This window comes from Jilunia laotingensis, assembly GCF_014385165.1.
GTDB lineage: Bacteria > Bacteroidota > Bacteroidia > Bacteroidales > Bacteroidaceae > Bacteroides > Bacteroides laotingensis.
The window spans coordinates 2,091,962-2,114,789 of sequence record NZ_JACRTF010000001.1; the positions used below are offsets into that span (position 1 = coordinate 2,091,962).

Here is a 22,828-nt window from a genome sequence, read left to right on the forward strand (position 1 = left end):
TTAGTGCCAATTAATCGGTACTAACTTGGCACTGCATTTCCCTGATACTACTTTTGATAAGATCATTTGCAGGCCATGGTTGAAAGGATATAATCATTGTCCTGCTTGGTAAGAGCTTATGTCTGTGCTGCTTTGTTTATTTTACATCTGACCTTATTGCTTATCCTTAATTTCTGCTATTCTCCAACAACCTCTTCTTTTGCTGCAATATCAGTACATAATGTCTTTATTTACAAAAGGATAAAATCCCTCTTCCTCTCTTGCCTATAACTGAAATTTACATCTTATAATCTTCTTTTTCGTAGATGATTATACATAAAATTTCATGTTTTCAGAACCTTTTAGTTCCCTTCGTGTTATTTAAACAGTTTCAATAGGAAAGAATTTAATAACCACTTTAACGATTTAGGTATATGAAAAAGATTCTAATGTTGCTGGCATTTGCCGGCGTTACAGCTGTAGCTTCGGCTCAGCAGGTTACTGTCACTCAGACAGAAGTGATTGAAGTACAAGACAGATACCAGGTGTTAACTAATCCGTTCTGGAGCAACTGGTTCTTCTCTGTTGGAGGAGGTGCCCAGGTACTTTATGGAAATGGTGATAATGCAGGAAAGTTTAAAGATCGCATAAGCCCTGTGTTGAATGTTGCCATAGGTAAATGGTTTACTCCCGGATTAGGTTTGCGTTTGCAATATAGTGGACTTGAAGCTAAAGGCTTTACTTATGATAAGGGAGCCCTTTACGTTACCGGTAATGAAATGGGTGACGGATATTACAAGCAGAAATTCGATTATATGAATTTGCACGGTGATATCATGTTCAATTTGAATGCACTCTTCGGAGGTTATAACTCCCATCGGGTATATGAAATCATTCCATATTTGGGAGCTGGTTTCACTCACTCGTTTACTAAGCCCCATGTAAAAGCGTTTACTATGAATGCCGGTTTGATCAACCGTTTCCGTGTTTCCAGTGCCGTTGATATCAATCTTGAATTGAGTGCTACGGGTCTGGAAGGTAAATTTGACGGTGAACATGGCGGCAAACACGATTATGATGGTATCCTCGGAGCCTCTATCGGTTTGACCTATCATTTCCCGCAACGTGGATTCCAACGTCCGTATCCGCAGATGATTTCCGAACTGGAGTTGAGAAACATGCGTCAGCAGATGAACGAGATGGCTGCTGCTAATCTAGAATTGCAACAGCAACTCATGGATGCGGAAAGCCAGCCTACTACAGAGGTTGTTGAACAACAGACAGTCGTAGTCGATGCCGACATCATCCCACGTACCGTATTCTTCAATATCGGTTCTGCTGAGATTACTCCGCGTGAAGCAATGAACCTGTCTTACTTGGCAGATCACATGAAGAAGTTCCCGAATACGAGCTATGTCGTAAACGGTTATGCTGACTCTGCAACTGGTACTCCGGGTCTCAACAAAGAGTTGAGTATGAAACGCGCACAAGCTATTGTAAATGTACTGGTTAAACAATATGGCATTTCTGCCAACCGTTTGACTGTTGATGCCAATGGTGGTGTTGATAAATTCGGACAACCTATCCTGAACCGTGTTGTGTTAGTAGAGTCTAACAAATAGTAGTGGACTTTTATAAATGAGAATGCCCCGCTATCGTCTATCGGTAGCGGGGCATTTGCTATTATAAGATCGGGGCGTTGTTTTTATTTCTCCGCATTGAATTTCTTCACCTGCTCGGCTATCAGCTCGGCATCGTCAAAGTAGTTTATCTTCATCGCTTTACGTACGTCGGACAAAGTGTCTGCTGCGGCTGCTCTTGCTACGTCGCATCCTTTTCTCAACATCTCGTAGATGGCAGGGATGTCTTTCTCGAACTCTTTGCGCCGGTTGCGGATAGGTTCGAGAGTCTCCTGCATGATGGAGTTCAAGAAACGTTTCACTTTCACGTCTCCCAACCCGCCACGTTGATAATGTGCTTTCAATTCGTTCAAGTTGGGATAATCCGGCAGATAACGTTCGAAATGTTCGGGACGGCAGAAAGCATCCAAATATGTAAATACCGTATTTCCCTCGATCTTGCCCGGGTCTTGAACCCGCAGGTGATCAGGATCGGTAAACATGCTCATTACTTTTTTCTGAACTTCGTCCGCTTCTTCCGAAAGATAGATGCAGTTGCCGAGTGACTTACTCATTTTGGCTTTGCCATCAGTGCCTGGCAAGCGCAGGCAAGCTGCATTGTCCGGCAATAAGATTTCGGGCTCTACCAGCGTTTCGCCATAGATGTGGTTGAAACGGCGCACGATTTCTCTTGCCTGTTCGATCATCGGTTCCTGGTCTTCACCTACCGGAACGGTGGTTGCACGGAATGCTGTGATGTCCGCAGCTTGGCTGATGGGATAAGTAAAGAAACCTACCGGAATGCTTGTTTCGAAATTACGCATCTGGATTTCTGTTTTTACCGTCGGGTTGCGTTGCAGGCGCGAAACGGTAACCAAGTCCATGAAGTAGAAAGTCAATTCGCATAATTCCGGAATCTGTGACTGGATGAAAATGGTTGTCTTTTCCGGATCGAGACCGCATGCCAGATAGTCGAGGGCTACTTCGATGACGTTCTGACGTACCTTTTCAGGGTTGTCGATATTATCTGTCAAAGCCTGAGAGTCGGCTATAAACACGAACATCTTGTCGAATTCACCTGAATTCTGGAGGTCTACTCTTCGTTTCAGGGAACCTACGTAATGGCCGATGTGGAGTCTGCCTGTGGGGCGGTCACCTGTCAATATGATTTTTTCTTTTCCCATTTCTTTATCTTTTAATGTATTAGGTGCAAAGATAAGAATAAAAACCGAATACAGGAAACGATGGTTTCTTTTAGAATGTCCATCCCAGTCTTAACACGGGTTCGATATATGTTTTTAGTTGGGTGTTGGTCACATCATCCGTTGTGAACTCATGGTATCTGGTATTTTCATTCATGCCTTCATAGGTCATCTTGCTCAACTTATTCGTGTGAAATCCGATACCTAATTCTGTCCCGACGTACAGCCCTTTATAAACGTAAAAGTCCAGTCCGGTAAACACGGCGGCATTGAATCCCCAATAGGCGCGGTCGTTGACGGCAGGAAGCATGTTTTCTATATCAACGTTGATCTCTCCGCTTCCCGGCAGAATGGCTCCGTTTGTAATTTCCCCCATGAAGTCATTGTGGCTTCTGTTGGACGTTTCTTCAAATTTGGTAGAAGCAAAATGGCGGGTGAATCCGACACTTCCACCTACATAGATGCTCACTCTTTTGGCAACGTTGAAGTGGCGTTCATAGCCGGCATCCAATTTGAAATCGCCAATGCTGTATTTGTAAAGTGCTGCATTGTATTCCTGTTCATCGTATTCATCCGTATATTCATTCTTGAAAGAAGAGTGATCGAGGTTGAATCCCAGTTTTAACCGGAGGACATCCTTGTCTGTCACGAAGTAGCGGAACTTGAGGCCGTCCAGTTTGAAAGTTTGTCCGTTTTGGTCGAAAGGGTTGAATTGAACTTCGGTACCGAATGAACCTTTGGTTGGTAGAGTTTGTGCAGATACGCCAGTTGTGAAACATAATGCTGCAAATAGAATTAACGCAAGTCTTTTCATGTCATTGTTTTTTTAATGTTGTTTTAAATAACGCTGCAAATGTAGGAAACAAATCGGTTGCTGCAAGCATTTGATGGAAAAAAGAACTATTTGATTTGTTGGAAGGAATAAGTGGGAAGAGGTGTGTAAATGCTTATTTCTATTAAGGATCGGGAAAGTACGGATGAGAATAGTGGGAGAGGATACTTAAAGTGGCACGGAGAAATCCTCCGGGTCAGGAGGAAAATAGAGTTGGGTTAAAGGGAACGCTTCTTTTCTTTAAAGGGTCTCATGTTAAACATGCCCATGTCTCGCAGTGAAACATGGGCATGTAACGCAGTGAGACATGGGGGTGTTTCACTGTTAAACACCCCCATGTTTAACATGGTTCCCTAACGGCTTTCAATGGATGAGGCTGCACCTAATCATAGGCAAGGTTGCACCTTCCAATGGATAAGGTAACGCCAAACGGGGCTATTCTTTATAATCTACCCATACTTTCATCTTGCCGGCTGTGCGGTTGTCCCATGCATAATAGGGGATAAAGGTGATGGACTGGCCGTCTGTAGTGGCTTTGATCACTTCTACGCCGTTCAGTAAGGAGGAATCGAAAGTTGATTCAAACGTGGTTTGCGGTGTAATCGACAGTTGGTCGCATTCTTTTCCGTTGTCCACTTCTTCCATGCAGTACACCAGTGGTCCGCGTTGGATGGCGCGTTTGCCGATATTCTGCTTCACGCGCGGATCGGCTTCCACTTTTTCCACCGGCATGTCCATGTTCAGTTCAATCCGGTCGCCAGACTTCCAATCTTTGATTACTGCGTATCCTTTCTCCATCGGGGCTTCCACGGACTTGCCGTTTACTGACAATACGTACTTTTTGCACCATCCGGGTATGCGGAGGCGGATATCTTTCTTCACGGGTGCAGAGGTGTTAACGGTCAGTTTGACTTGTCCTTCCCACGGATAGCTGGTCTCTTGTTGCAGGGTAACGTTGGTTTGATCTATCTCGATATCTGTTTTATTGCCGATATAGAGGTTTACCCAGATCGCATCGTTGGAAGTTCCATATATGTAGTTACCGATGGAGGGCAGGAAACGGGAAAGCTGACTCGGACAACAAGCGCAGCCGTACCATTCCTGACGGTGATGGTCTCCCTTCGATTCCAACGGGTTGACATAGAAGAAGCGGTCGCCATCGAGTGAGATTCCTGCCAATGCACCGTTGTACATGGAGCGTTCCAGTACATCCACGTATTTCGAGTCGCCTGTGAATTGGTTCATACGCTGGTTCCAGTACACCATGCCGACGGACGCACAGGTTTCGCAATAAGCATCCAGGTTAGGCAAGTCGTAGTCCTCGGTAAATCCTTCGTTGTGGCGGGAAGAGCCGATACCTCCGGTAACGTACATATTGCGCAAGACAACATCGTCCCACAAGCGGTTGAGTGCGGCGATGTATCCGGAATCTTGTTTCAATGCCGCGACATCGGCCATTCCGCAATACAGGTACATGCAGCGCACGGCATGTCCACCGATGCTCTCCATGTCGCGTACAGGCATTTCGTCCTGATAATATTGAGGGTCCCATTCACCTTCATCTCCTTTAGTGCCGTAACCGTGTCCGCGCTCTTCCAGCAGCCAATTGGCAAAATCCAGGTATTTAGGTTCTTTGGTGATTTGCGACAGTTTGACCAACGCCAACTCGATCTCTTCGTGTCCCGGTACCCAGTGGCGCTTGTCGGGGCCGAACTGATCCATCATGTGGTCTGCCATGCGGATGCAGACATCCAAAAGTTTACGCTTGCCGGTTGCTTGATAGTAAGCCACTCCGGCTTCTATCATGTGTCCCGCACAGTACATCTCGTGCTTGTCCATGTTTTTCCAACGTTTGTCCAGCCCGGTCAGCGTGTAGAATGTGTTGATATAGCCGTCGGGTTGCTGGGCAGCCGCAAATTTGTCGATCCACTCATCAGCTTTCTTTTCCAATTCCGGGTTCGGATTGTTGATCAGGCTGTAGGCGATGCCTTCCATGGCTTTGTATACATCCGAATCGTCGAAGAAGATACCGGAGTGTTCGCCTTCGCCTTTGGCGGCATTTTCAAAGTTGCGGATACGTCCGGTCTGATTTTCTATTTGGTCGATGCATACCGGAAGGGTTGCTGAGATGTGTTTGCTCAGGCGAGGTGACCAGAAGTTATCCTGCACATGGACATGTGAGAAGTCTACCTGGTCGATCATTTTAAGTGGAGTCTCTTCGGAAACCTGTTGGGTGCTGCATCCACATAATGCTAAGCAAGCAACGGAGACTAAAGTGTTGAGTTTCATTGTTGTTAATTTTTAAGTTAGTAATATTAATGGTTAATTGTTCTTATCCGGTTTTGAGAAGAGCCAGTTGCCTATGACCAGATGGTTCATTCCCGTATGGATGAAACAAGCATAGGCGTCCTCCGGCGTGCATACGATCGGTTCGCCTCGTACATTGAAACTGGTGTTGACCAGCACGCTGCATCCCGTGGTCTGTTTGAAGTGTTTCAGTAATTCGTAGAATTTCGGATTCGTGTCCGGGGATACAGTTTGCACCCTTGCCGAGAAATCGACATGTGTGATGGCTTGCAAGGTTGAACGTTCGGTATATAACTTTTGCATATAGTTCATTTTGAGATAATCTGCCGGCAGGGTTGTCCGGTGTTCCTGTTTTATTTTGGCTACTAGTAGCATGTATGGAGAGGGAGTGTTGCCCAATGTGAAATACTTGTCCGCATCTTCTGCCAATACACTCGGGGCAAACGGGCGGAAACTTTCCCTATTTTTAATTTCAAGATTCAGCTTACGTTGCATTTCTATATTGCGCGGGTCGGCAAGGATCGATCGGTTACCCAATGCGCGGGGACCGAACTCCATGCGGCCTTGGAACCAGCCGATTATTTTTCCTTGGCTGATCAATCCGGAGACTTCTTTATATAAAGTGTCTTGTTCCAGTTTTCTTGCCGTGGCTCCAAAATGCCGAATCATGTTTTCGACCTCTTTGTCCGTAAAGGAAGGTCCTAGGTAACTTCCTTGCATCTTGTCTTTTTCGGAGAGTATGCGCGGCTTCTCCAAGGTCAGATGCCAGACCGCCAGTGCGGCACCGACTGCTCCTCCCGCGTCACCGGCAGCAGGCTGTATCCAGATATTCCTGAACAACCCGCTTTCGCGGAGCTTGCCGTTGGCAACGCAATTCAGAGCTACGCCTCCGGCCATGACAAGTGAGTCCGAGTGTGTCAACTTTTTGGCAGTGGTTGCCAGCTTCAGTACGATTTCTTCCGTCACGGCCTGTATGGCATATGCCATTTGTATATAAACAGGAGATAACTCGCTTTCCGGTTTTCGGGGCGACACGCCAAATAATTGTTTCCAACGCTTGTTGTGCGTCATTACCAACCCGGTCGCAAAGTCAAAATACTTCATGTTGAGCAGGAACGAGCCGTCGTCGCGGATATCTATTAGCCGTTCTTTGATGATACGAATATATTTCTGCGCTTCTTCAGGATTCCCGTACGGAGCCAATCCCATCAATTTGTATTCTCCGCTATTCACTTTGAATCCACAATAGTAGGTAAATGCCGAATAAAGCAGTCCCAGTGAATGAGGGAATCGTAATTCCCGTAAGAGGGTGATTTGAGAGCTTTCGCCTTTGCCGATGGTAGTAGTAGCCCATTCCCCTACACCGTCCACTGTCAGGATGGCCGCTTCTGGAAAGGGAGACGGATAAAACGCACTGGCAGCATGCGACAGGTGGTGTTCCGGGAATAATAGTTCCGCCTGTATGCCTTGTTGTTGAAGGGCATCTTTCAGGATACGCTTCATGTAAAGTTTTTCTTTGATCCATAGCGGCATGGCTTTCAGAAAACTGGAAAAACCTTTGGGCGCGAAAGTGTGATAAGTTTCCAATAAACGTTCGAACTTGATGAACGGCTTCTCGTAAAAAGCGACATAGGCAACATCGTCTCCTTTGATGCCGGCTTCCTGCAATACATAGGCGATGGAGCGGGCAGGGAAGGAGGCATCGTTTTTCTTCCGGGTAAAGCGTTCCTCCTGAGCAGCAGCCACCAGTGTCCCGTCTATCAGTAATGCTGCCGCGCTGTCATGGTAAAAAGCCGATATTCCTAATATTGCAGTCATGAGTCGTCAGAATATTGAATAAATGAACGGTGCGAGAGCCGTGCCTTGCGATAAGACGATGAGCAATGAAAGCAACAGCAGGATGATGATGAGCGGGATCATCCAGTATTTTTTTCGGTGGAGAAGGAATTCTCCAAATTCTTTTATAAAGTCTATCATGGCGTTTCTTCTGTTTTAGTAATATGAACTTAGTTTTTGTTGGCAGGTTAAAACTGTTTCTCCAGATCGGCAGAACTATATATCTTATCCGGTTGAATAAAAACACTTTCCTTGCACTTTTTGAAATCCCGTAGGCGGAGCGAGTCTTTTTTTAGTAATGCCCGGAGTTTGCCGATGGGGGTAACTATTCCGAAAAAGACGATTGCCAGAAGGATGGAAGTGGTGATTTGGCTCAACGCTTCTCCGAATTTCATCCACAGCCATGCGAAAGGAGTAAATGTCTTTGGTACCAGTAATGTAAGTACTAACGTAACTATGGTCCATTGTGTCCAATTCTGTTTGCAAATGTATGCAATCACCAGAATAGCCAGGGATAGGACAATGCCGAATTCTATGTTCCTTTTTTTGTCAATCATAGTTCAGTTGCTTTAAGTAATAGTCGGCTTTTTCTTTATGTTGTAACCGTTGGTTGAGTATGCCGGCTTGCTTCAGGAATATCTTCTCGTATGGGAGTTCCAGGCACATCTGCTCCACGATGCGTAGAGCGCTTGCATAATCTTTTTGCAAGATGTAATAGTTGTTCAGCTTTTGCATGGCTTCTCCCCAATTAAGCTTGCGGTAGAAAAACTTCAGGGCTATCTTGAACTCGAAACGGGAGGTATCGCAATACAAAGGCTCTGCTTCTTCGTTGAAAGGCCATTGCTGTTTTAACTGCCGGATTACCAAATCACCGTAAATGGTGTCGAAAGCCGTTGTCGGATATTCCTGTAGATCTATCTGGCAACCACCTTCTTTGCTCTTATGTTGGAAGAAGTTTTTTTGCAGCACTTCGTAATAAGCTTCCGCAATTCGGTGGTGTCCGTTCAGATTGGGATGTACATGCTCCAAAAGCAATTCTTTTCCGATAAGTTGATGAGGTGAATGCTCTGACAGTTTTTCGGATACATCGACTAGATGCACGTTATCCATTGTCGTTGCATATTTCCGGATGAGTTCATTAAAAGCGTCAGGGGCTCTGAAACGTAGCCCGTCGGTTTCTTTTGCTTTTTTGAAACCTTGCAAGGCTGCTTCAAAATCTTCTTGTTCATAGGCTTGAATGGCATTCTTGTAGATATCCCCGGCTGTTTTATTTTCTTTTTCCAAAGGGGCTTGGTCTTTCAAGTTGGAGGCTAATGTACCGATGAAGACAGGGATTTGTCTCTTCTGAAACAGTTGGAGTATCTTTTTCAGGTTTCCATCGAACTGTTTTATGCCTTGTTCGTATAGTTCGGAATGAAGGGGAACCATCTGATGTGCCGCCATACGTTCCATCAATGTCCGGTCAGGGTTAATCAGTGAGGAATCACGGACTTCCCACGAGCTACTTACTGAAGAGACGGCTTGCATGATCTTTAATTTTTTAGCGTTTATAAGCCATTCGGTCATCTGCGGATGAGTGCCCGTACGGCTGGAGGAAGCCGCCCCTAATGCCCCGTAGTATTCGTTGTGGCCAGCGTAAAGGATTATTCCGTCCGGTTCATAATCGACTACCTGTTTGGCAAAATCGTATAAAGTGTAAGAGTTTATGGCTGTTAATGATAGATTGATAAGTTCGATCCGGTATTGAGGATATTCGAATTGCAGCTTATATTTCAGCATCCGGCTGAAGGAGCCGTTGTGCATGTATGGAAATCCGAGGGAAGAAGATGCTCCTAATACGAAAAAGCGAATGGTGTTGGATGGCTTTTCTTTGCGAAAGGGGTCTTGGTTTCCGATAGTTGCATTTTGGGAGAGAGAAAAGTATTTCTTAGAGATGTCCCGGTTCATTACCAGATAATTAGGATTATCTGGATCGGTAATAAACAGGTGTGTATCGTAACCGTAATTAGCAATTCGCAGTACACCTTCTATTCCTGCCAGTAACAGAAAAGGTAAAAGGATGGCTAATAAACGGTATATCCAAACTTTTCTCATTATAGTGACATTTTAGATTATAGGTTTGAGTCTATTCTTTTAAGTACATTTTCATGCGCTCATTTCTTTTCTTTTTACCACGGATTACACGGCTTTAGTAAAGTGAGAACCGTGCAACCCGTGGAATTTGTGTTTATAAAGGTCTTAATTTAATATTGACTTTTATCTTGTTGCATCTATGATATCTTGTGAGATGCGATCTAGTTCTTCAGCGGAATCCAAACTTTATAAGAATCACCTGTTGTACGGTTGCCTACTGCATAGTATGGAATTGCTGTAAAGGAAACTTCTTTGTTGTCTTTGTTCACGGCCTTTCCTGCAATCACGTTTATTCCGTTCAACAGATCGCTTTGGTATTGCAAGGACATCGGAGCCTGGGCATCCAGTTTCAGATCGGTCAAGCCATTATTGTCTGCACCTTCCAGGCAGTATACCAGTGGACCGGAAGCTAATGTGGCCAAGCCCTTTAAATCATTAACGGCTTCATTGGCCGTAATCAGACGCGGTTGCATCGGCAAAGACAATTCCACTTTGTCGCCTTTCGCCCATTTTCTGGAAATGCCGGCATAACCGTTTACAATATTCATTTGTACAGGCTCCCCGTTTACTTTTAACTCAACAGGTTCCGTAACATTTGATTTGTACAATCCATAAGGATTCTCTATGGATTGTGCCCAACCCGGAATACGGACTTTTAGTGTAAAATCTCCTTCTTTTGCCGGATCAACAGTAAGAACAACAGTTCCATCCCATGGATAACGGGTTTCTTGCTTCAGTTGAACAGAATTGTTTCCTAAATCGATCTTTGTATTGCTGCCGATAAACAGATTTACAAAAATATCATTGCCTTCATGTGAATAGATATAGCCCGGTACAGCCGATACCAGTTTTAAGAACATCGGAGGGCAGCAAGGGCATTCGTGCCATTCCCATCTTGCGTGTTTATCGGCATTTAGCGGATTTTGGTAAGTATAATGATCACCTGATAATGAGATACCTGTCAGAATGTTATTATACAGAGAACGCTCGAATTCGTCCATGTATTTTCCGTCTCCTGTAAGTTCATTTAATCTTTGACTATAGAAACCGGCACCAACGGCAGCACAAGTTTCGAGATAAGCGTCTGTTGGTAAGAAGTAATCCGGTCCGAATTTCTCATCAAAATGAACAGCTCCTACTCCTCCTGTGATGAACAGACGTTTGCCGACCATATTATCCCAAAGACGTTTTACGGATGCGATGTATTCGGGATTCTTGTTTTCCAATGCAGCAGTTGTAGCACCTGTCATGAATAAAGTAGCGCGTACGGCATGCCCTTCGATCGTTTGCTGTTCAACCATTGGAATTGAGTCTTGTGCATAATTACCGAAAGAAGGCCTTGAATGATTACCGTATTTGGGATCACTATATTTGTTGTCTTTTATCCATTGTTCGGCAGCTTCGTTGCCCCATGTCCCCCATAATGGGAATCCGCAATGATGGCCTCTGTTATTAATCCAAAACTCGGCAAGTTCAAAATAAGCTTTCTCATTCACCGGAACATTTACTTTGTTCTTTAATTCAGGATTCTCTTTATAAAGCTGGTACAATTTAATCAACGGTTCTTCTGAGCCTGAATGGGCGGGTACTACATTATGTTTAGGTTCAGGACCCATGTATGTACTCATTAAGTTAGCCAAACGGGTGGCAACTTCCAATAGTTTTGTCTTTCCGGTAGCTTTATAATAATGTACGCCTGCTTCAACCAACATACCAGCATTGTATACATCATGTTGCCAACGAAGCATACCTCCGTTTTCACCCCAACGATGATTGTCTTCCATCATTTGTGTGTATGTGTTGATGAAACCATTTTCTTCTGAAGCTTGCGCGGCTGCAATTCGGTCGATATAGTTGTCTATTCGTTTTTCCATGGCAGGGTCGGGTGTTTGTGCCATCAAATCGGATATACCTCTGATTGTTTCGTATACCAATCCGTCAAACCAAGGGAAACCGGCATGTTTGCCAATATTACGTTCGCCTTTTGCAACCCGGTCGAAGTTTTCAAACGTGTCATAAATGTTGTTTGGATCTTGATTCTGTACATGTTTGCCTTCAAACTTATTAAATACATCGTTGGCTGTTGTGGTTCTCCACTGTTCGAATTTAGGTTTCCAAAAAGAATCTTCAATTTTTACTTGGTTCACTTCCATAAAGTGGATACCTGTATCTGTAGACTTTTGATCTGTTGACGAACAAGAGACTAGTCCCATTAATAATACGGGTAACATTAATCCATTCTTTTTCATACTCTTTTTCTGTTTTCTATGTTATATTAATTTGTATTTACGTAGCAGTGTCGCCTCTTTTTATAAGACTATTGTTTTAATATTATTCTCTGTAAAGACGTCATATACATTGGGTATAGCCGTCTGATCAAATGGTGGTTGGTATTCCTGTCCGATCATTGGATATTTTGCTCCTGCAATTTTATTGTAACGTAATATTTCTACTCTTTGTAAGGATTTGGAGTCTTTTATCACGTTCAGGATAGCCAACATGTTTTCTTTAGAATCGTTTACTCCTGGAATTAACGGGATTCGGATGATAAAATCTTTTCCAGATGAGCATAGATGTCTCAGATTTTTTTGTATTGTTTTATTGTCGACTCCAACGTACTTTCTATGTTCTTCCGAATCCATGTGTTTTATGTCGAAAAGTACTAAGTCAAGCCATGGTAATACTTTTTGAAAAGTATCGGGTGAAGCATAGCCGCTTGTTTCAATTGCTGTATGAATACTTGGTTTTATTCTGCGTAGAAAATCGATTACAAAGTTGGCTTGGAATAGCGGTTCTCCTCCTGTTAAAGTTATTCCTCCTTTATTTAAAGTGTATATTTCTTTATTCCTTAGTACCTGATCTGCAAGCTTATCAGCAGATATCTTATAACCGCATAGTACCCGCTCATTCTTCTTTATCATATATTGAGGTTGCGGTGAAAGACCTTCCGGATTATGACACCATGCACATCTTAGGGGACATCCTTTTAGAAATATGGTAGTTCGGATTCCAGGACCGTCGTTGACTGCAAACTCTTCAATGCTGAAGATAATCCCTTCTTGTATGTTAGTTATTATATCCATAATATTATAGATTGACGCTGCAAATGTATAAACAAAAAAAGGAAAAACTGGTACGAACTGGTATGTATTATTCTATGTTATATAACATCTGAAAAAATCGTATCAGATCGTACCAGTTATTTCTTTTTTATATTTATATTTGCAGCGTTTTAATAATTCATATAGAAAAACAAGAAATGACCTTAAAGTTGTTGCCTTTTATTGGCGATACATGTATTAATCATAGTTCAAAAGAAATACTGGAATGATAGTGAACTTACCTTTATATAATATGAATTTTAAAAAAGAAAATTGCCTATGACGAAATTTAAGAAGATTAGATTAACACACACACGTGCAGGAAAAGAGTCTGTGTGACTTTACTATGAAAACATAGCAGGACTCTCCTCCTTAAATCCTAGTATTAAACAAAAAACATTTATATATGGAAATATTTTGTACAAGTAGTTCTTCCGTTCTTAGGAGGATACATAATGAAAAGAAACAATTAGCAAAACTTATTTTAATTGCTCCCTTCCTTTTTGGTACAAGTGCATATGCAATAGATAGCAATGGGCTAAATGCAACAAACACAACTATTACCCAACAGAAATCTCGTACAATCACAGGTACGGTAGTTGATAAGGATGGTGAACCGATTATTGGCGCCAATATTATTGTAAAAGGTACATCTAATGGTACTATTACAGATATAAATGGTGCATATACCCTTGAAGTACCCGACAATGCTGTTATTCAGATTTCATATATTGGTTATCTGAGTCAGGAAATACCTGTAAAAGGTCAGAATTCAATCAAAATTCATTTGATTGAAGATACACAAAGTTTGGATGAGGTAGTAGTTGTTGGTTATGGTACGCAGAAAAAAGGTGAAGTTGCCAGTGCAATTTCCAGTGTTAAGTCTGATAATTTCGTAAAAGTACCTACAACAGATGCTGCACAATTGATTCGTGGTCAGGTGGCCGGCTTAAATGTCGTTACTCCTGATGCTAATCCGGTTGGTGGATCACAAATTACTTTACGTGGTGCCGGAACATTGATCTCTTCCGCTACTCCATTGGTATTGATTGATGGTGTTCCTGGCGATTTGAATACAGTTTCTCCGGATGCTATCGAACAAATCGATATTTTGAAAGATGGTTCTGCCGCTGCTATTTATGGTACCCGCGGTACGAATGGTGTGATTTTGATTACTACAAAAAGCGCAAGAGGTGAAATGCCGACTGAGGTAGATGTAAACGCTTATGTAGCCACACAACAGATCACTAAAAAATTGCCTTTCTTTGATGCGGCTGGATACCGTCAGTTGGTGGAGCAAGGTAAAGCTGGGGCACAGGATGAAGGTGCAAGTACAGACTGGTTGGACGAAGTAATGCAAACACCGTTAACCCAGATATATAATATAACATTGCGTGGTGGTAGCAAAAATACTAATTATGTTGCTAGCTTTGAATATCGTGGAATAGAAGGTATCATGAAACGTACAAAGAATCAGATGTACTATCCACGTGTAGAGATTACTCACCGTATGTTTAATGATAAATTGAAGCTGAACGCTAACCTGAGCGGATATAAGCAAACTTATTTTGCCGGTTCAGATGACGATAATGGTTTCAATAAAGAAGTATATCGGAATGCAATTACCTATAATCCGACTACGCCCGTAAGAGATGCTGAAGGTAACTGGTCTGAAAGTCCTGCTAAAACAGATTATTTGAATCCGGTTGCATTAGTAGAAGAAGTAGAAGGTGAAAATCAAGCCATGAATCTTCGTATGCATGCTTCTGCGTCTTTTACTCCAATTGAAGGATTAGAAATTAAATACTTGGTTTCTTCTAATAATTACTACCAGACTCGCGGCTATTACGAAACAACCAAACACATCGCTTCCTATAAAAACGGTAGAACGGGTTTTGCTTCGAGAGGTACGAAACGCAAAGTCGATGATATGTCTGAGTTGACGGCATCGTACAGGAAGACATTGAAAGATCATACATTCAATATCTTGGCTGGTTATAGCTGGATGCGTACAAACTGGCAATTTTATTGGATGCAGAATTTCAACTTCCCGTCAGATGATTATACTTTCAATGGAATGGGCACCGGACAAGCACTGAAAGATGGCCGTGCCAATGAATTCTCCGAACAGAAAGAAAACAAGTTGATTGGTTACTTCGGCCGTTTTAACTATAGCTATAAAGGAAAGTACATGTTTGCGGCAAGTATCCGTCACGAAGGCTCTTCCAAATTCGGTGCTAATCATAAATGGGGTAACTTCCCTTCTGTATCGGGTGCTTGGAGTATTAAGGATGAGTCTTTCTTGGAGGATTCTAAGTTGATTAGCCAATTGAAAGTACGTGCTGGTTACGGTATTACGGGTACGGAACCGGGTGATCCTTATATGTCACTGAATACGTTGGATTTTGGTACTTATGTATATTATAATGGAGGATTTATCAAGACTACACGTCCCGGCTCTAATCCGAATCCAGATTTACGATGGGAGAAGAAAAAAGAGACGAACGTTGGTTTGGATTTCGGATTCCTTCAAGATCGTATCACTGGTTCGGTAGATTACTACAATCGTAAAACGGAAGATCTTCTGTGGAACTATAGCGTACCGACACCTCCGTTCTTGTATAATAGCATGACTGCCAATGGTGGCTCTATACGTAATACCGGTGTTGAAGTTTCTGTAACAGTTGTTCCTGTACAAACAAGAGACTGGCAGTGGATCACTTCCATGAACTACTCAACCAATAAGAGCAAATTGTTGTCTTTGTCAAGCGATCAGTACGTATCAAACGATTATTCGGATCAAGGATGGTTGCCGGAGCCGATGCAGATGGCCAGCCACCGTATTCAAGTCGGTGAGCCTATCGGTAACTTCTATGGATATAAGAGTATAGATATTGATGAGAATGGTCACTGGATTATCGAAGGCGCGGATGGTAAACCAAAACCAATCGAAGAACAGGTGCCCGAAGATAAAAAAATAATAGGTAACGGTCTGCCTAAACATTTCTTAAACTGGAATAATACGGTTCGTTATAAAAACTTTGATTTTACTGTCACTATGCGTGGAGCATTCGGCTTTGATATCTTGAATTCTGCAAAATTGCAGTTTGGTTCTCCGATCATGTTGACTCGCGGTAATATCTTCAATACTGCCTATGATAAAGTATATGGTAAGGTACCTTTGGCTGACGATCAAGGTTTGCAGTATGTTAGTTATTATGTAGAGAAAGGCGATTATTGGAAGATAGATAACCTTACATTGGGTTATACTTTCAATTTCAACAAATGGTTGAAGAGTCTGCGAGTTTACGGAACGATTTCGAACCTGGCTACTATTACAGGCTATTCCGGTATCGATCCTGAAGTAGGTATCGGTGGTTTGACACCTGGTATTGACGATAAGAGCCGTTATCCGGCAGCCAGAACGTATACATTAGGAGTATCTGTTAAATTTTAATACGAACGATTTATGAAAGCATATATTAAAATAGCTGTCGCTGCATTTTTGATGGGTTCAACCATAAGCTGCAGCAATGATCTGGACGAGAAAGTTTATTCTCTTGTAACGGAAGGTACTTATAATTTTACTACGGAAGATTTTCATCCGACAGTAGCCAGCGTATATAGTTATTTCCGTTTTATCGGTCACGATAATTATTGGGGAACCCAGGAATTGACGACGGATGGAATCGTGAATCCGCCTAACTCATCAGGTTGGGATGATGGTGGTACTTATCGTATGTTGCATTATCACAAATGGACATCTGAGCAGAATCATGTGAGAGTAATGTGGGATAAATTCTATCAAGGGGTGATATTATGTAACACGGTGATCGATCAAATCGAATCAGGGCTATTGCCAGCTCCTTCAGATGCTGAAAAGAAGGCAGGCCTGGCTGAACTTAGAGCTGTCAGAGCTTATTATAACTGGCTGATATGCGATAATTTCGGTGATGCGCCATTGATTAAAACGAGGACTTCGGAGCTTCCGGAGAAAAGTTCGAGAAGAGAAATATACCAGTTTATTGTTGATGAACTGACCGCAATTATTCCAGACCTGGACGAAGAACAAGGAGGCAAGATGTACGGCCGTATGAATAAATGGGCCGGTATGACCTTATTGGCCAATGTCTATCTGAATGCTAAAGTATATATAGGTGAAGAGCATTGGCAAGACTGTCTGAATGTTTGCAACGAAATCATTAAAGATAGCCCTTGCGACTTATCCGATAATTATCGCGATTCTTTCCTTGCTTCCGGAACTGAAAACTCTAAAGAGATCCTGTTTACGATTCCGTTCGACAAAACTTTGGCAGGCGGACAATCCATTCATATGTTCTCATGGCATGGTGAACTTCAAAAGAAGTTTAAGTTGGAAGCTACTCCTTGGGGTAGTGGATCGTCTATGGCTCTGACTCAGTTTATCGATACTTATGATGAGAAAGATACCCGTTTAGGAGATACCTGGTTGATGGGGGATCAAATAACTCCTGAAGGAGAGCTTTTGCTATGTACTTATGATAAAAAGGGTGAACCTCTTTCATATATTAAGGAAGTAAAAGACGGTCATTATACTAACGAGACCGATGGTTACCGTATGTATAAATTTGAAGTAGAACCGGGAACTCCGGGTTCTTCAAACACAGACTTTCCTTTGCACCGTTATTCGGAAATTCTATTAATGAAAGCTGAATGCCTTTTGAGACTCGGACAACCTGGTGCAGGTGCTTTGGTAACTGAAGTACGTAAGCGTAACTTCAAAGGAAATCCTGAGAGAGCTACTGTTACGGATGATGAATTGAAACAGAATAGTAGTTACCAATATGGAACTGTTGAGAACTATGTCAATAAGCATGATGGTGACCAAAGTCCGATTCAGTTTGGTCGTTTGTTGGATGAACTGGGTTGGGAATTTGTATGGGAAATGCATCGCAGAAGGGATATGATTCGTTTTGGAATCTTTACGAAGAAGAATTGGTTATCTCACGATGCTGCAGGTGAAGGAGATTATAGAACAGTATTCCCTATACCTGAAGCTGCATTGACATCCAATCCGAAGTTGACCCAGAATCCGGATTATTTAAGTAATAACTAATTCCGGTAGCAAGAAATAACAACTGGTTTTTAGTCAATAGAAAAGGTTATAATGCTTTGGAGTTTATTCATTCATTATAACCTTTTTATATTTATAGTGATTGCTCTAGCAACTTTTCATATCAGAACTATACGAAAAGTGGCTGGAGGAAGTTTATAATAAGGCATTGCTAAATTCAGATTCATATGGCTCATAGATCATTTATATACATCGTTTTTGTCTTGGGATGCTTCCTTTGCTGCATTTCGTGCAATCAAAGAAAGGAAGCATATTTCTATGTTCGATATAAAGGGTTGGATATAGTTAACGGCTCTGTTGCATATTTATGGAGATATAGTGGTGATCTGACAGTAAATGACTCGGATTATAATAAGGGACCTATTGGGAAATCTATGGTTGTAGATGGACAAGTAGGCTTTGCCGGACCAGAGGATACCACTCACATGTACCGCATAGAAATAGGAGGAGAAGGTGCGTTTTTTTATCCGGAACGTGGAGATTTGACTGTGACCTATACAGCACCTGGAGATTCTGTTGTAGCCCATCAAAGCAGTAATCCCAATTCACTGAATATGCAGCTTTGGAATTTATATCATAAGGGGGATCCTTCAGTGGAACAGGTCAGAAACGTGTTGTTTGCTAATATCCGGAATGCAATTGGTTGTTACTTGCTGGACGATCGTGCAGTTGTTTATCCGGATGAACTGGAATTGCTATATAATCGGAGTAATGAAGAAATGCGGCACAATACTTCGGTGTTGAAAGTTCTCGGTAGGCAATTGGACGCCACTCATTTGTTAAATGAGGGTGATCTGTTTATTGATTTTAAGCAAAAGAATTTAGAAGGAAGTTTTGTTTGTTTTGCTGATATTGCCGGAAAAGGTGATCCGGTAGCTTTGCTTTTCTGGATGAAAGACCGGGAATTAATGCCTCTCAGAAATGAGATAGAATGTCTGAAAACTAAATACCCTGCCATACGATTGGTGATAGTGACCACATGCTTTCAGACTCCTCCAGGTGAAGCGTTTTTGCGGACATTGAAAGAGGAACCGCATGTGACAGTGCTGGATGATAATTATCGGTTTGAGGAATCGGTGCGATGGTTATACCGCATACATAATACTAATTTTAATTACGAATATCTATTCGATGGCGAAGGTAGGCTGATTGGAAGAAAACCTGTTGTATAGACCTTGCAGGCAATGATTACTACTATTTGGGAGTGAAATTCTTTTCCGTTATTTTTTGTAATTAACGAAATAAGTAGTTACTTTGCACAAATTTTAAGAACAGCAATGAATCAACGGGAAATCAGAAGTAAGCATTACCTCCATTCGGATGTCTTCCATCCGGAGTCAACATGCTTCCTTTCTATTTTTCCAGAAACGATATTTAGTTCTTTGGTAATGCGTTAGTCCTTTTTTAAGGGTAACGCATTTTTTTTGTGCGGCAACTTTAGAAACAACAATTTATAATAACGATAAAAGAAATGGAAAAGGAAATGAAGAAAGTCCTTGTCTTGGGTTCAGGAGCGCTCAAGATCGGACAAGCCGGAGAATTTGACTACTCTGGTTCGCAAGCACTGAAAGCTTTGAAAGAAGAAGGTATCAGTTCAGTATTGGTCAATCCTAATATAGCAACTATCCAGACTTCTGAGGGAATTGCTGATAAGGTATATTTCCTTCCCGTAACTACTTATTTTGTAGAGGAGATCATTAAGAAAGAACGTCCCGACGGCATATTGCTGGCATTTGGAGGACAAACTGCATTGAACTGCGGTGCCGAACTTTATACAAAGGGTATTCTTGACAAATATGGTGTGAAAGTTTTAGGAACTTCGGTCGATGCAATTATGTATACCGAGGACCGTGACCTATTTGTGAAAAAGCTCGATGAAATAAATATGAAGACTCCTGTCAGCCAAGCTGTGGAAAACATGGAAGATGCTTTGGCAGCAGCACGCCGGATCGGTTACCCGGTTATGGTACGTTCGGCTTATGCATTGGGTGGTCTTGGTAGCGGCATTTGTGCTGATGAAGAAGAATTCCTGAAATTGGCTGAAAGTTCTTTTGCCTTCTCTAAGCAGATTTTGGTAGAAGAATCCTTGAAAGGCTGGAAAGAGATCGAGTTTGAAGTGATTCGTGACGCTAATGATCATTGTTTCACTGTTGCAAGCATGGAGAATTTCGATCCGCTGGGCATTCATACGGGTGAGTCTATCGTAGTAGCTCCTACTTGTTCGCTCGATGATAAAGAGTTGGCTTTATTGAAAGAACTTTCCACCAAATGTATCCGCCATCTGGGAATTGTCGGTGAATGTAACATTCAATATGCTTTCAATTCAGAAACCGATGATTATCGGGTAATTGAAGTAAATGCACGTCTGAGCCGTTCATCCGCCCTTGCTTCCAAGGCAACCGGATATCCTTTGGCATTTGTCGCTGCAAAAGTTGCCTTGGGATATACTCTTGATCAGATTGGTGAAATGGGGACTCCGAATTCTGCATATGTGGCACCGGAACTCGATTATTATATTTGCAAAATACCTCGTTGGGACTTGACAAAGTTTGCCGGTGTTTCTCGTGAAATCGGTTCGAGCATGAAGTCGGTAGGTGAGATTATGTCGATCGGACGATCTTTTGAAGAAATCATCCAGAAAGGCCTTCGCATGATCGGTCAGGGTATGCATGGTTTTGTGGGGAATGACGGGGTGCATTTTGATGACCTTGACAAGGAGTTGTCCCATCCGACGGATTTGCGCGTTTTTGCATTGGCTCAGGCATTGGAAGAGGGTTATACCATCGAACGTATCCATGAATTGACAAAGATCGATCCCTGGTTCTTGGGCAAATTGAAAAACATTGTCGATTACAAGGCAAAACTGTCTACTTATGATAAGGTAGAAGATGTTCCTGCAGATGTGATGCGTGAAGCGAAAATTCTTGGATTCTCAGACTTCCAGATAGCTCGTTTCATATTGAATCCGACCGGCAATATGGAGAAAGAGAACCTTATGGTTCGCGCTCATCGTAAAGCTTTAGGCATTCTTCCGGCCGTGAAACGTATCAATACTGTTGCTTCGGAACATCCGGAATTGACAAACTATCTTTACATGACTTATGCCGTTGAAGGATATGACGTCAATTATTACAAGAATGAGAAATCAGTCGTTGTTCTCGGTTCCGGTGCATACCGCATCGGTAGTTCGGTGGAATTTGACTGGTGTTCGGTAAATGCAGTTCAGACAGCGCGTAAACTCGGTTACAAGTCAATAATGATCAATTATAACCCCGAAACGGTATCTACCGATTACGATATGTGCGACCGTCTCTATTTTGATGAACTTTCATTTGAGCGCGTACTCGATGTGATCGATCTTGAGCAGCCGCGTGGCGTTATCGTCTCCGTGGGTGGTCAGATTCCGAATAACTTGGCAATGAAGCTTTATCGGCAGTCTGTTCCGGTTTTAGGTACTTCTCCGGTTTCTATCGACCGTGCCGAGAATCGCAATAAATTCTCAGCGATGCTCGATCAGTTGGGTATCGACCAACCGGCATGGCAGGAACTTACCAGTTTGGATGATGTAAAAGGCTTTGTGGCTAAAGTAGGTTATCCGGTGTTGGTTCGTCCGTCTTATGTGCTTTCGGGGGCTGCCATGAATGTCTGCTATGATGATGAGGAGCTGGAAAACTTCTTGAAGATGGCAGCCGAGGTCTCTAAGGAGTATCCGGTAGTTATCTCCCAGTTCCTTGAAAATACAAAAGAAATAGAATTCGATGCCGTAGCCCAGAATGGTGAAGTGGTAGAATATGCTATTTCCGAACATGTAGAGTTTGCCGGTGTCCATTCCGGTGATGCAACTCTTGTGTTCCCTGCTCAAAAGATTTATTTTGCTACGGCACGCCGTATCAAGAAGATCAGCCGCCAGATTGCAAAAGAGCTCAATATCTCCGGTCCGTTCAACATTCAATTCCTTGCCCGTAACAATGAAGTGAAGGTTATCGAATGTAATTTGCGTGCATCACGTAGCTTCCCGTTTGTTTCCAAGGTGTTGAAACGCAATTTCATTGAGACGGCTACTCGTATTATGCTCGATGCCCCTTATAGCCGTCCGGATAAGTCGGCCTTCGACATCGATTGGATCGGAGTGAAAGCTTCACAGTTCTCCTTCTCGCGTTTGCATAAAGCCGATCCGGTTTTGGGTGTAGACATGTCGTCTACGGGAGAAGTAGGCTGTATCGGTGATGATTTCTCAGAAGCTCTGATGAGTGCCATGATTGCTACCGGTTTCAAGATTCCTGCAAAAGATAAAGGCGTTATGTTCTCTTCCGGTGCAATGAAGTCGAAGGTGGATTTGCTGGATGCAAGCCGTGCATTGTTTGCTTGTGGGTATAAAATATATGCTACGGCAGGGACTGCTGCTTTCCTGAATGCTCATGGAGTGGATACAGTTCCTGTGTATTGGCCTGACGAAAAGCCGGGTGCTGATAATAATGTGATGAAAATGATTGCCGACCACAAGTTTGACCTGATCGTCAATATTCCTAAGAATCATAGTAAGCGTGAGTTGACCAATGGTTATCGTATTCGCCGCGGGGCGATCGACCATAACATTCCTTTGATCACGAATGCACGTTTGGCCGGTGCGTTTATTGAAGCTTTCTGTGAATTGAAGCTGGAAGATATTCAGATAAAGAGTTGGCAGGAATATAAATAAGGCTGTA

At 42.6% G+C, this 22,828-nt stretch carries 14 protein-coding genes; 5 read left to right on the plus strand and 9 right to left on the minus strand.

What is annotated here, in order from left to right; genetic code table 11:
• Positions 1 to 413: 413 nt before the first annotated feature.
• Complete coding sequence (locus tag H8744_RS07965) at positions 414 to 1,601, plus strand: OmpA family protein (protein WP_262434330.1); 1,188 nt, start codon at positions 414 to 416, stop codon at positions 1,599 to 1,601.
• Positions 1,602 to 1,684: 83 nt separating this feature from the next.
• On the opposite strand, the gene trpS is transcribed toward H8744_RS07965, so the two are convergent.
• The 9 genes from trpS to H8744_RS08010 all read right to left on the minus strand — a co-directional run bounded on the left by trpS (position 1,685) and on the right by H8744_RS08010 (position 12,991).
• Positions 1,685 to 2,782, minus strand: a complete 1,098-nt coding sequence (trpS, locus tag H8744_RS07970; protein WP_262434331.1) for a tryptophan--tRNA ligase — start codon at positions 2,780 to 2,782, stop codon at positions 1,685 to 1,687.
• A 70-nt stretch (positions 2,783 to 2,852) separates the two neighbouring features.
• On the minus strand, positions 2,853 to 3,614 hold the full coding sequence (locus tag H8744_RS07975) for a BT1926 family outer membrane beta-barrel protein (RefSeq protein WP_262434332.1): 762 nt from the start codon (positions 3,612 to 3,614) through the stop codon (positions 2,853 to 2,855).
• Between the two features lie 453 nt (positions 3,615 to 4,067).
• Positions 4,068 to 5,921, minus strand: coding sequence for a glycoside hydrolase family 127 protein (locus H8744_RS07980; protein ID WP_262434333.1), 1,854 nt, complete (start codon positions 5,919 to 5,921; stop codon positions 4,068 to 4,070).
• Positions 5,922 to 5,954: 33 nt separating this feature from the next.
• Complete coding sequence (locus tag H8744_RS07985; protein ID WP_262434334.1) at positions 5,955 to 7,757, minus strand: carbamoyltransferase family protein; 1,803 nt, start codon at positions 7,755 to 7,757, stop codon at positions 5,955 to 5,957.
• A 6-nt stretch (positions 7,758 to 7,763) separates the two neighbouring features.
• The gene (locus H8744_RS07990; protein ID WP_262434335.1) at positions 7,764 to 7,916 is read right to left on the minus strand and encodes a DUF5989 family protein; all 153 of its coding nucleotides are present in this window, start codon (positions 7,914 to 7,916) and stop codon (positions 7,764 to 7,766) included.
• 47 nt (positions 7,917 to 7,963) lie between these two features.
• Positions 7,964 to 8,332 (minus strand): SxtJ family membrane protein, encoded by a 369-nt coding sequence (locus H8744_RS07995; RefSeq protein WP_262434336.1) that lies wholly within the window; start codon positions 8,330 to 8,332, stop codon positions 7,964 to 7,966.
• Positions 8,325 to 9,869 carry an SGNH/GDSL hydrolase family protein gene (locus H8744_RS08000; RefSeq protein WP_262434337.1) on the minus strand — a complete coding sequence of 515 codons (1,545 nt, stop codon included), beginning with the start codon at positions 9,867 to 9,869 and terminating at the stop codon, positions 8,325 to 8,327. The genes H8744_RS07995 and H8744_RS08000 overlap by 8 nt, the downstream gene beginning before the upstream one ends.
• Before the next feature lie 200 nt (positions 9,870 to 10,069).
• Entirely contained in the window at positions 10,070 to 12,157 is a 2,088-nt protein-coding gene (locus H8744_RS08005; protein ID WP_262434338.1) for a glycoside hydrolase family 127 protein, read from the minus strand.
• 60 nt (positions 12,158 to 12,217) lie between these two features.
• A complete protein-coding gene (locus H8744_RS08010) occupies positions 12,218 to 12,991 on the minus strand; it encodes a radical SAM protein (protein WP_262434339.1) in 774 nt (257 codons plus the stop codon).
• Between the two features lie 424 nt (positions 12,992 to 13,415).
• On the opposite strand from H8744_RS08010, the gene H8744_RS08015 reads away from it, so the two are divergent.
• From H8744_RS08015 to carB, 4 genes are all read left to right on the plus strand, one after another.
• Complete coding sequence (locus tag H8744_RS08015; RefSeq protein ID WP_262434340.1) at positions 13,416 to 16,466, plus strand: SusC/RagA family TonB-linked outer membrane protein; 3,051 nt, start codon at positions 13,416 to 13,418, stop codon at positions 16,464 to 16,466.
• Between the two features lie 12 nt (positions 16,467 to 16,478).
• A complete protein-coding gene (locus H8744_RS08020) occupies positions 16,479 to 18,104 on the plus strand; it encodes a RagB/SusD family nutrient uptake outer membrane protein (protein WP_262434341.1) in 1,626 nt (541 codons plus the stop codon).
• A gap of 185 nt (positions 18,105 to 18,289) precedes the next feature.
• Positions 18,290 to 19,294: a hypothetical protein gene (locus H8744_RS08025; RefSeq protein ID WP_262434342.1), complete on the plus strand. Its 1,005-nt coding sequence runs from the start codon at positions 18,290 to 18,292 to the stop codon at positions 19,292 to 19,294.
• 299 nt (positions 19,295 to 19,593) lie between these two features.
• A complete protein-coding gene (carB, locus tag H8744_RS08030; protein ID WP_262434343.1) occupies positions 19,594 to 22,821 on the plus strand; it encodes a carbamoyl-phosphate synthase (glutamine-hydrolyzing) large subunit in 3,228 nt (1,075 codons plus the stop codon).
• The last annotated feature ends 7 nt before the right edge of the window (positions 22,822 to 22,828 follow it).

What these genes read in the sequence shown, in the direction of transcription:
- H8744_RS07980 (WP_262434333.1), bottom strand. Translation starts at nt 5,921, where the DNA reads ATGAAACTCAACACTTTAGTCTCCGTTGCTTGCTTAGCATTATGTGGA.
- trpS (WP_262434331.1), bottom strand. Translation starts at nt 2,782, where the DNA reads ATGGGAAAAGAAAAAATCATATTGACAGGTGACCGCCCCACAGGCAGA.
- H8744_RS08000 (WP_262434337.1), bottom strand. Translation starts at nt 9,869, where the DNA reads ATGAGAAAAGTTTGGATATACCGTTTATTAGCCATCCTTTTACCTTTT.
- H8744_RS07995 (WP_262434336.1), bottom strand. Translation starts at nt 8,332, where the DNA reads ATGATTGACAAAAAAAGGAACATAGAATTCGGCATTGTCCTATCCCTG.
- H8744_RS08025 (WP_262434342.1), top strand. Translation starts at nt 18,290, where the DNA reads ATGGCTCATAGATCATTTATATACATCGTTTTTGTCTTGGGATGCTTC.
- H8744_RS07965 (WP_262434330.1), top strand. Translation starts at nt 414, where the DNA reads ATGAAAAAGATTCTAATGTTGCTGGCATTTGCCGGCGTTACAGCTGTA.
- H8744_RS08010 (WP_262434339.1), bottom strand. Translation starts at nt 12,991, where the DNA reads ATGGATATAATAACTAACATACAAGAAGGGATTATCTTCAGCATTGAA.
- H8744_RS07990 (WP_262434335.1), bottom strand. Translation starts at nt 7,916, where the DNA reads ATGATAGACTTTATAAAAGAATTTGGAGAATTCCTTCTCCACCGAAAA.
- H8744_RS08015 (WP_262434340.1), top strand. Translation starts at nt 13,416, where the DNA reads ATGGAAATATTTTGTACAAGTAGTTCTTCCGTTCTTAGGAGGATACAT.
- H8744_RS08020 (WP_262434341.1), top strand. Translation starts at nt 16,479, where the DNA reads ATGAAAGCATATATTAAAATAGCTGTCGCTGCATTTTTGATGGGTTCA.
- H8744_RS07985 (WP_262434334.1), bottom strand. Translation starts at nt 7,757, where the DNA reads ATGACTGCAATATTAGGAATATCGGCTTTTTACCATGACAGCGCGGCA.
- H8744_RS08005 (WP_262434338.1), bottom strand. Translation starts at nt 12,157, where the DNA reads ATGAAAAAGAATGGATTAATGTTACCCGTATTATTAATGGGACTAGTC.
- H8744_RS07975 (WP_262434332.1), bottom strand. Translation starts at nt 3,614, where the DNA reads ATGAAAAGACTTGCGTTAATTCTATTTGCAGCATTATGTTTCACAACT.
- carB (WP_262434343.1), top strand. Translation starts at nt 19,594, where the DNA reads ATGGAAAAGGAAATGAAGAAAGTCCTTGTCTTGGGTTCAGGAGCGCTC.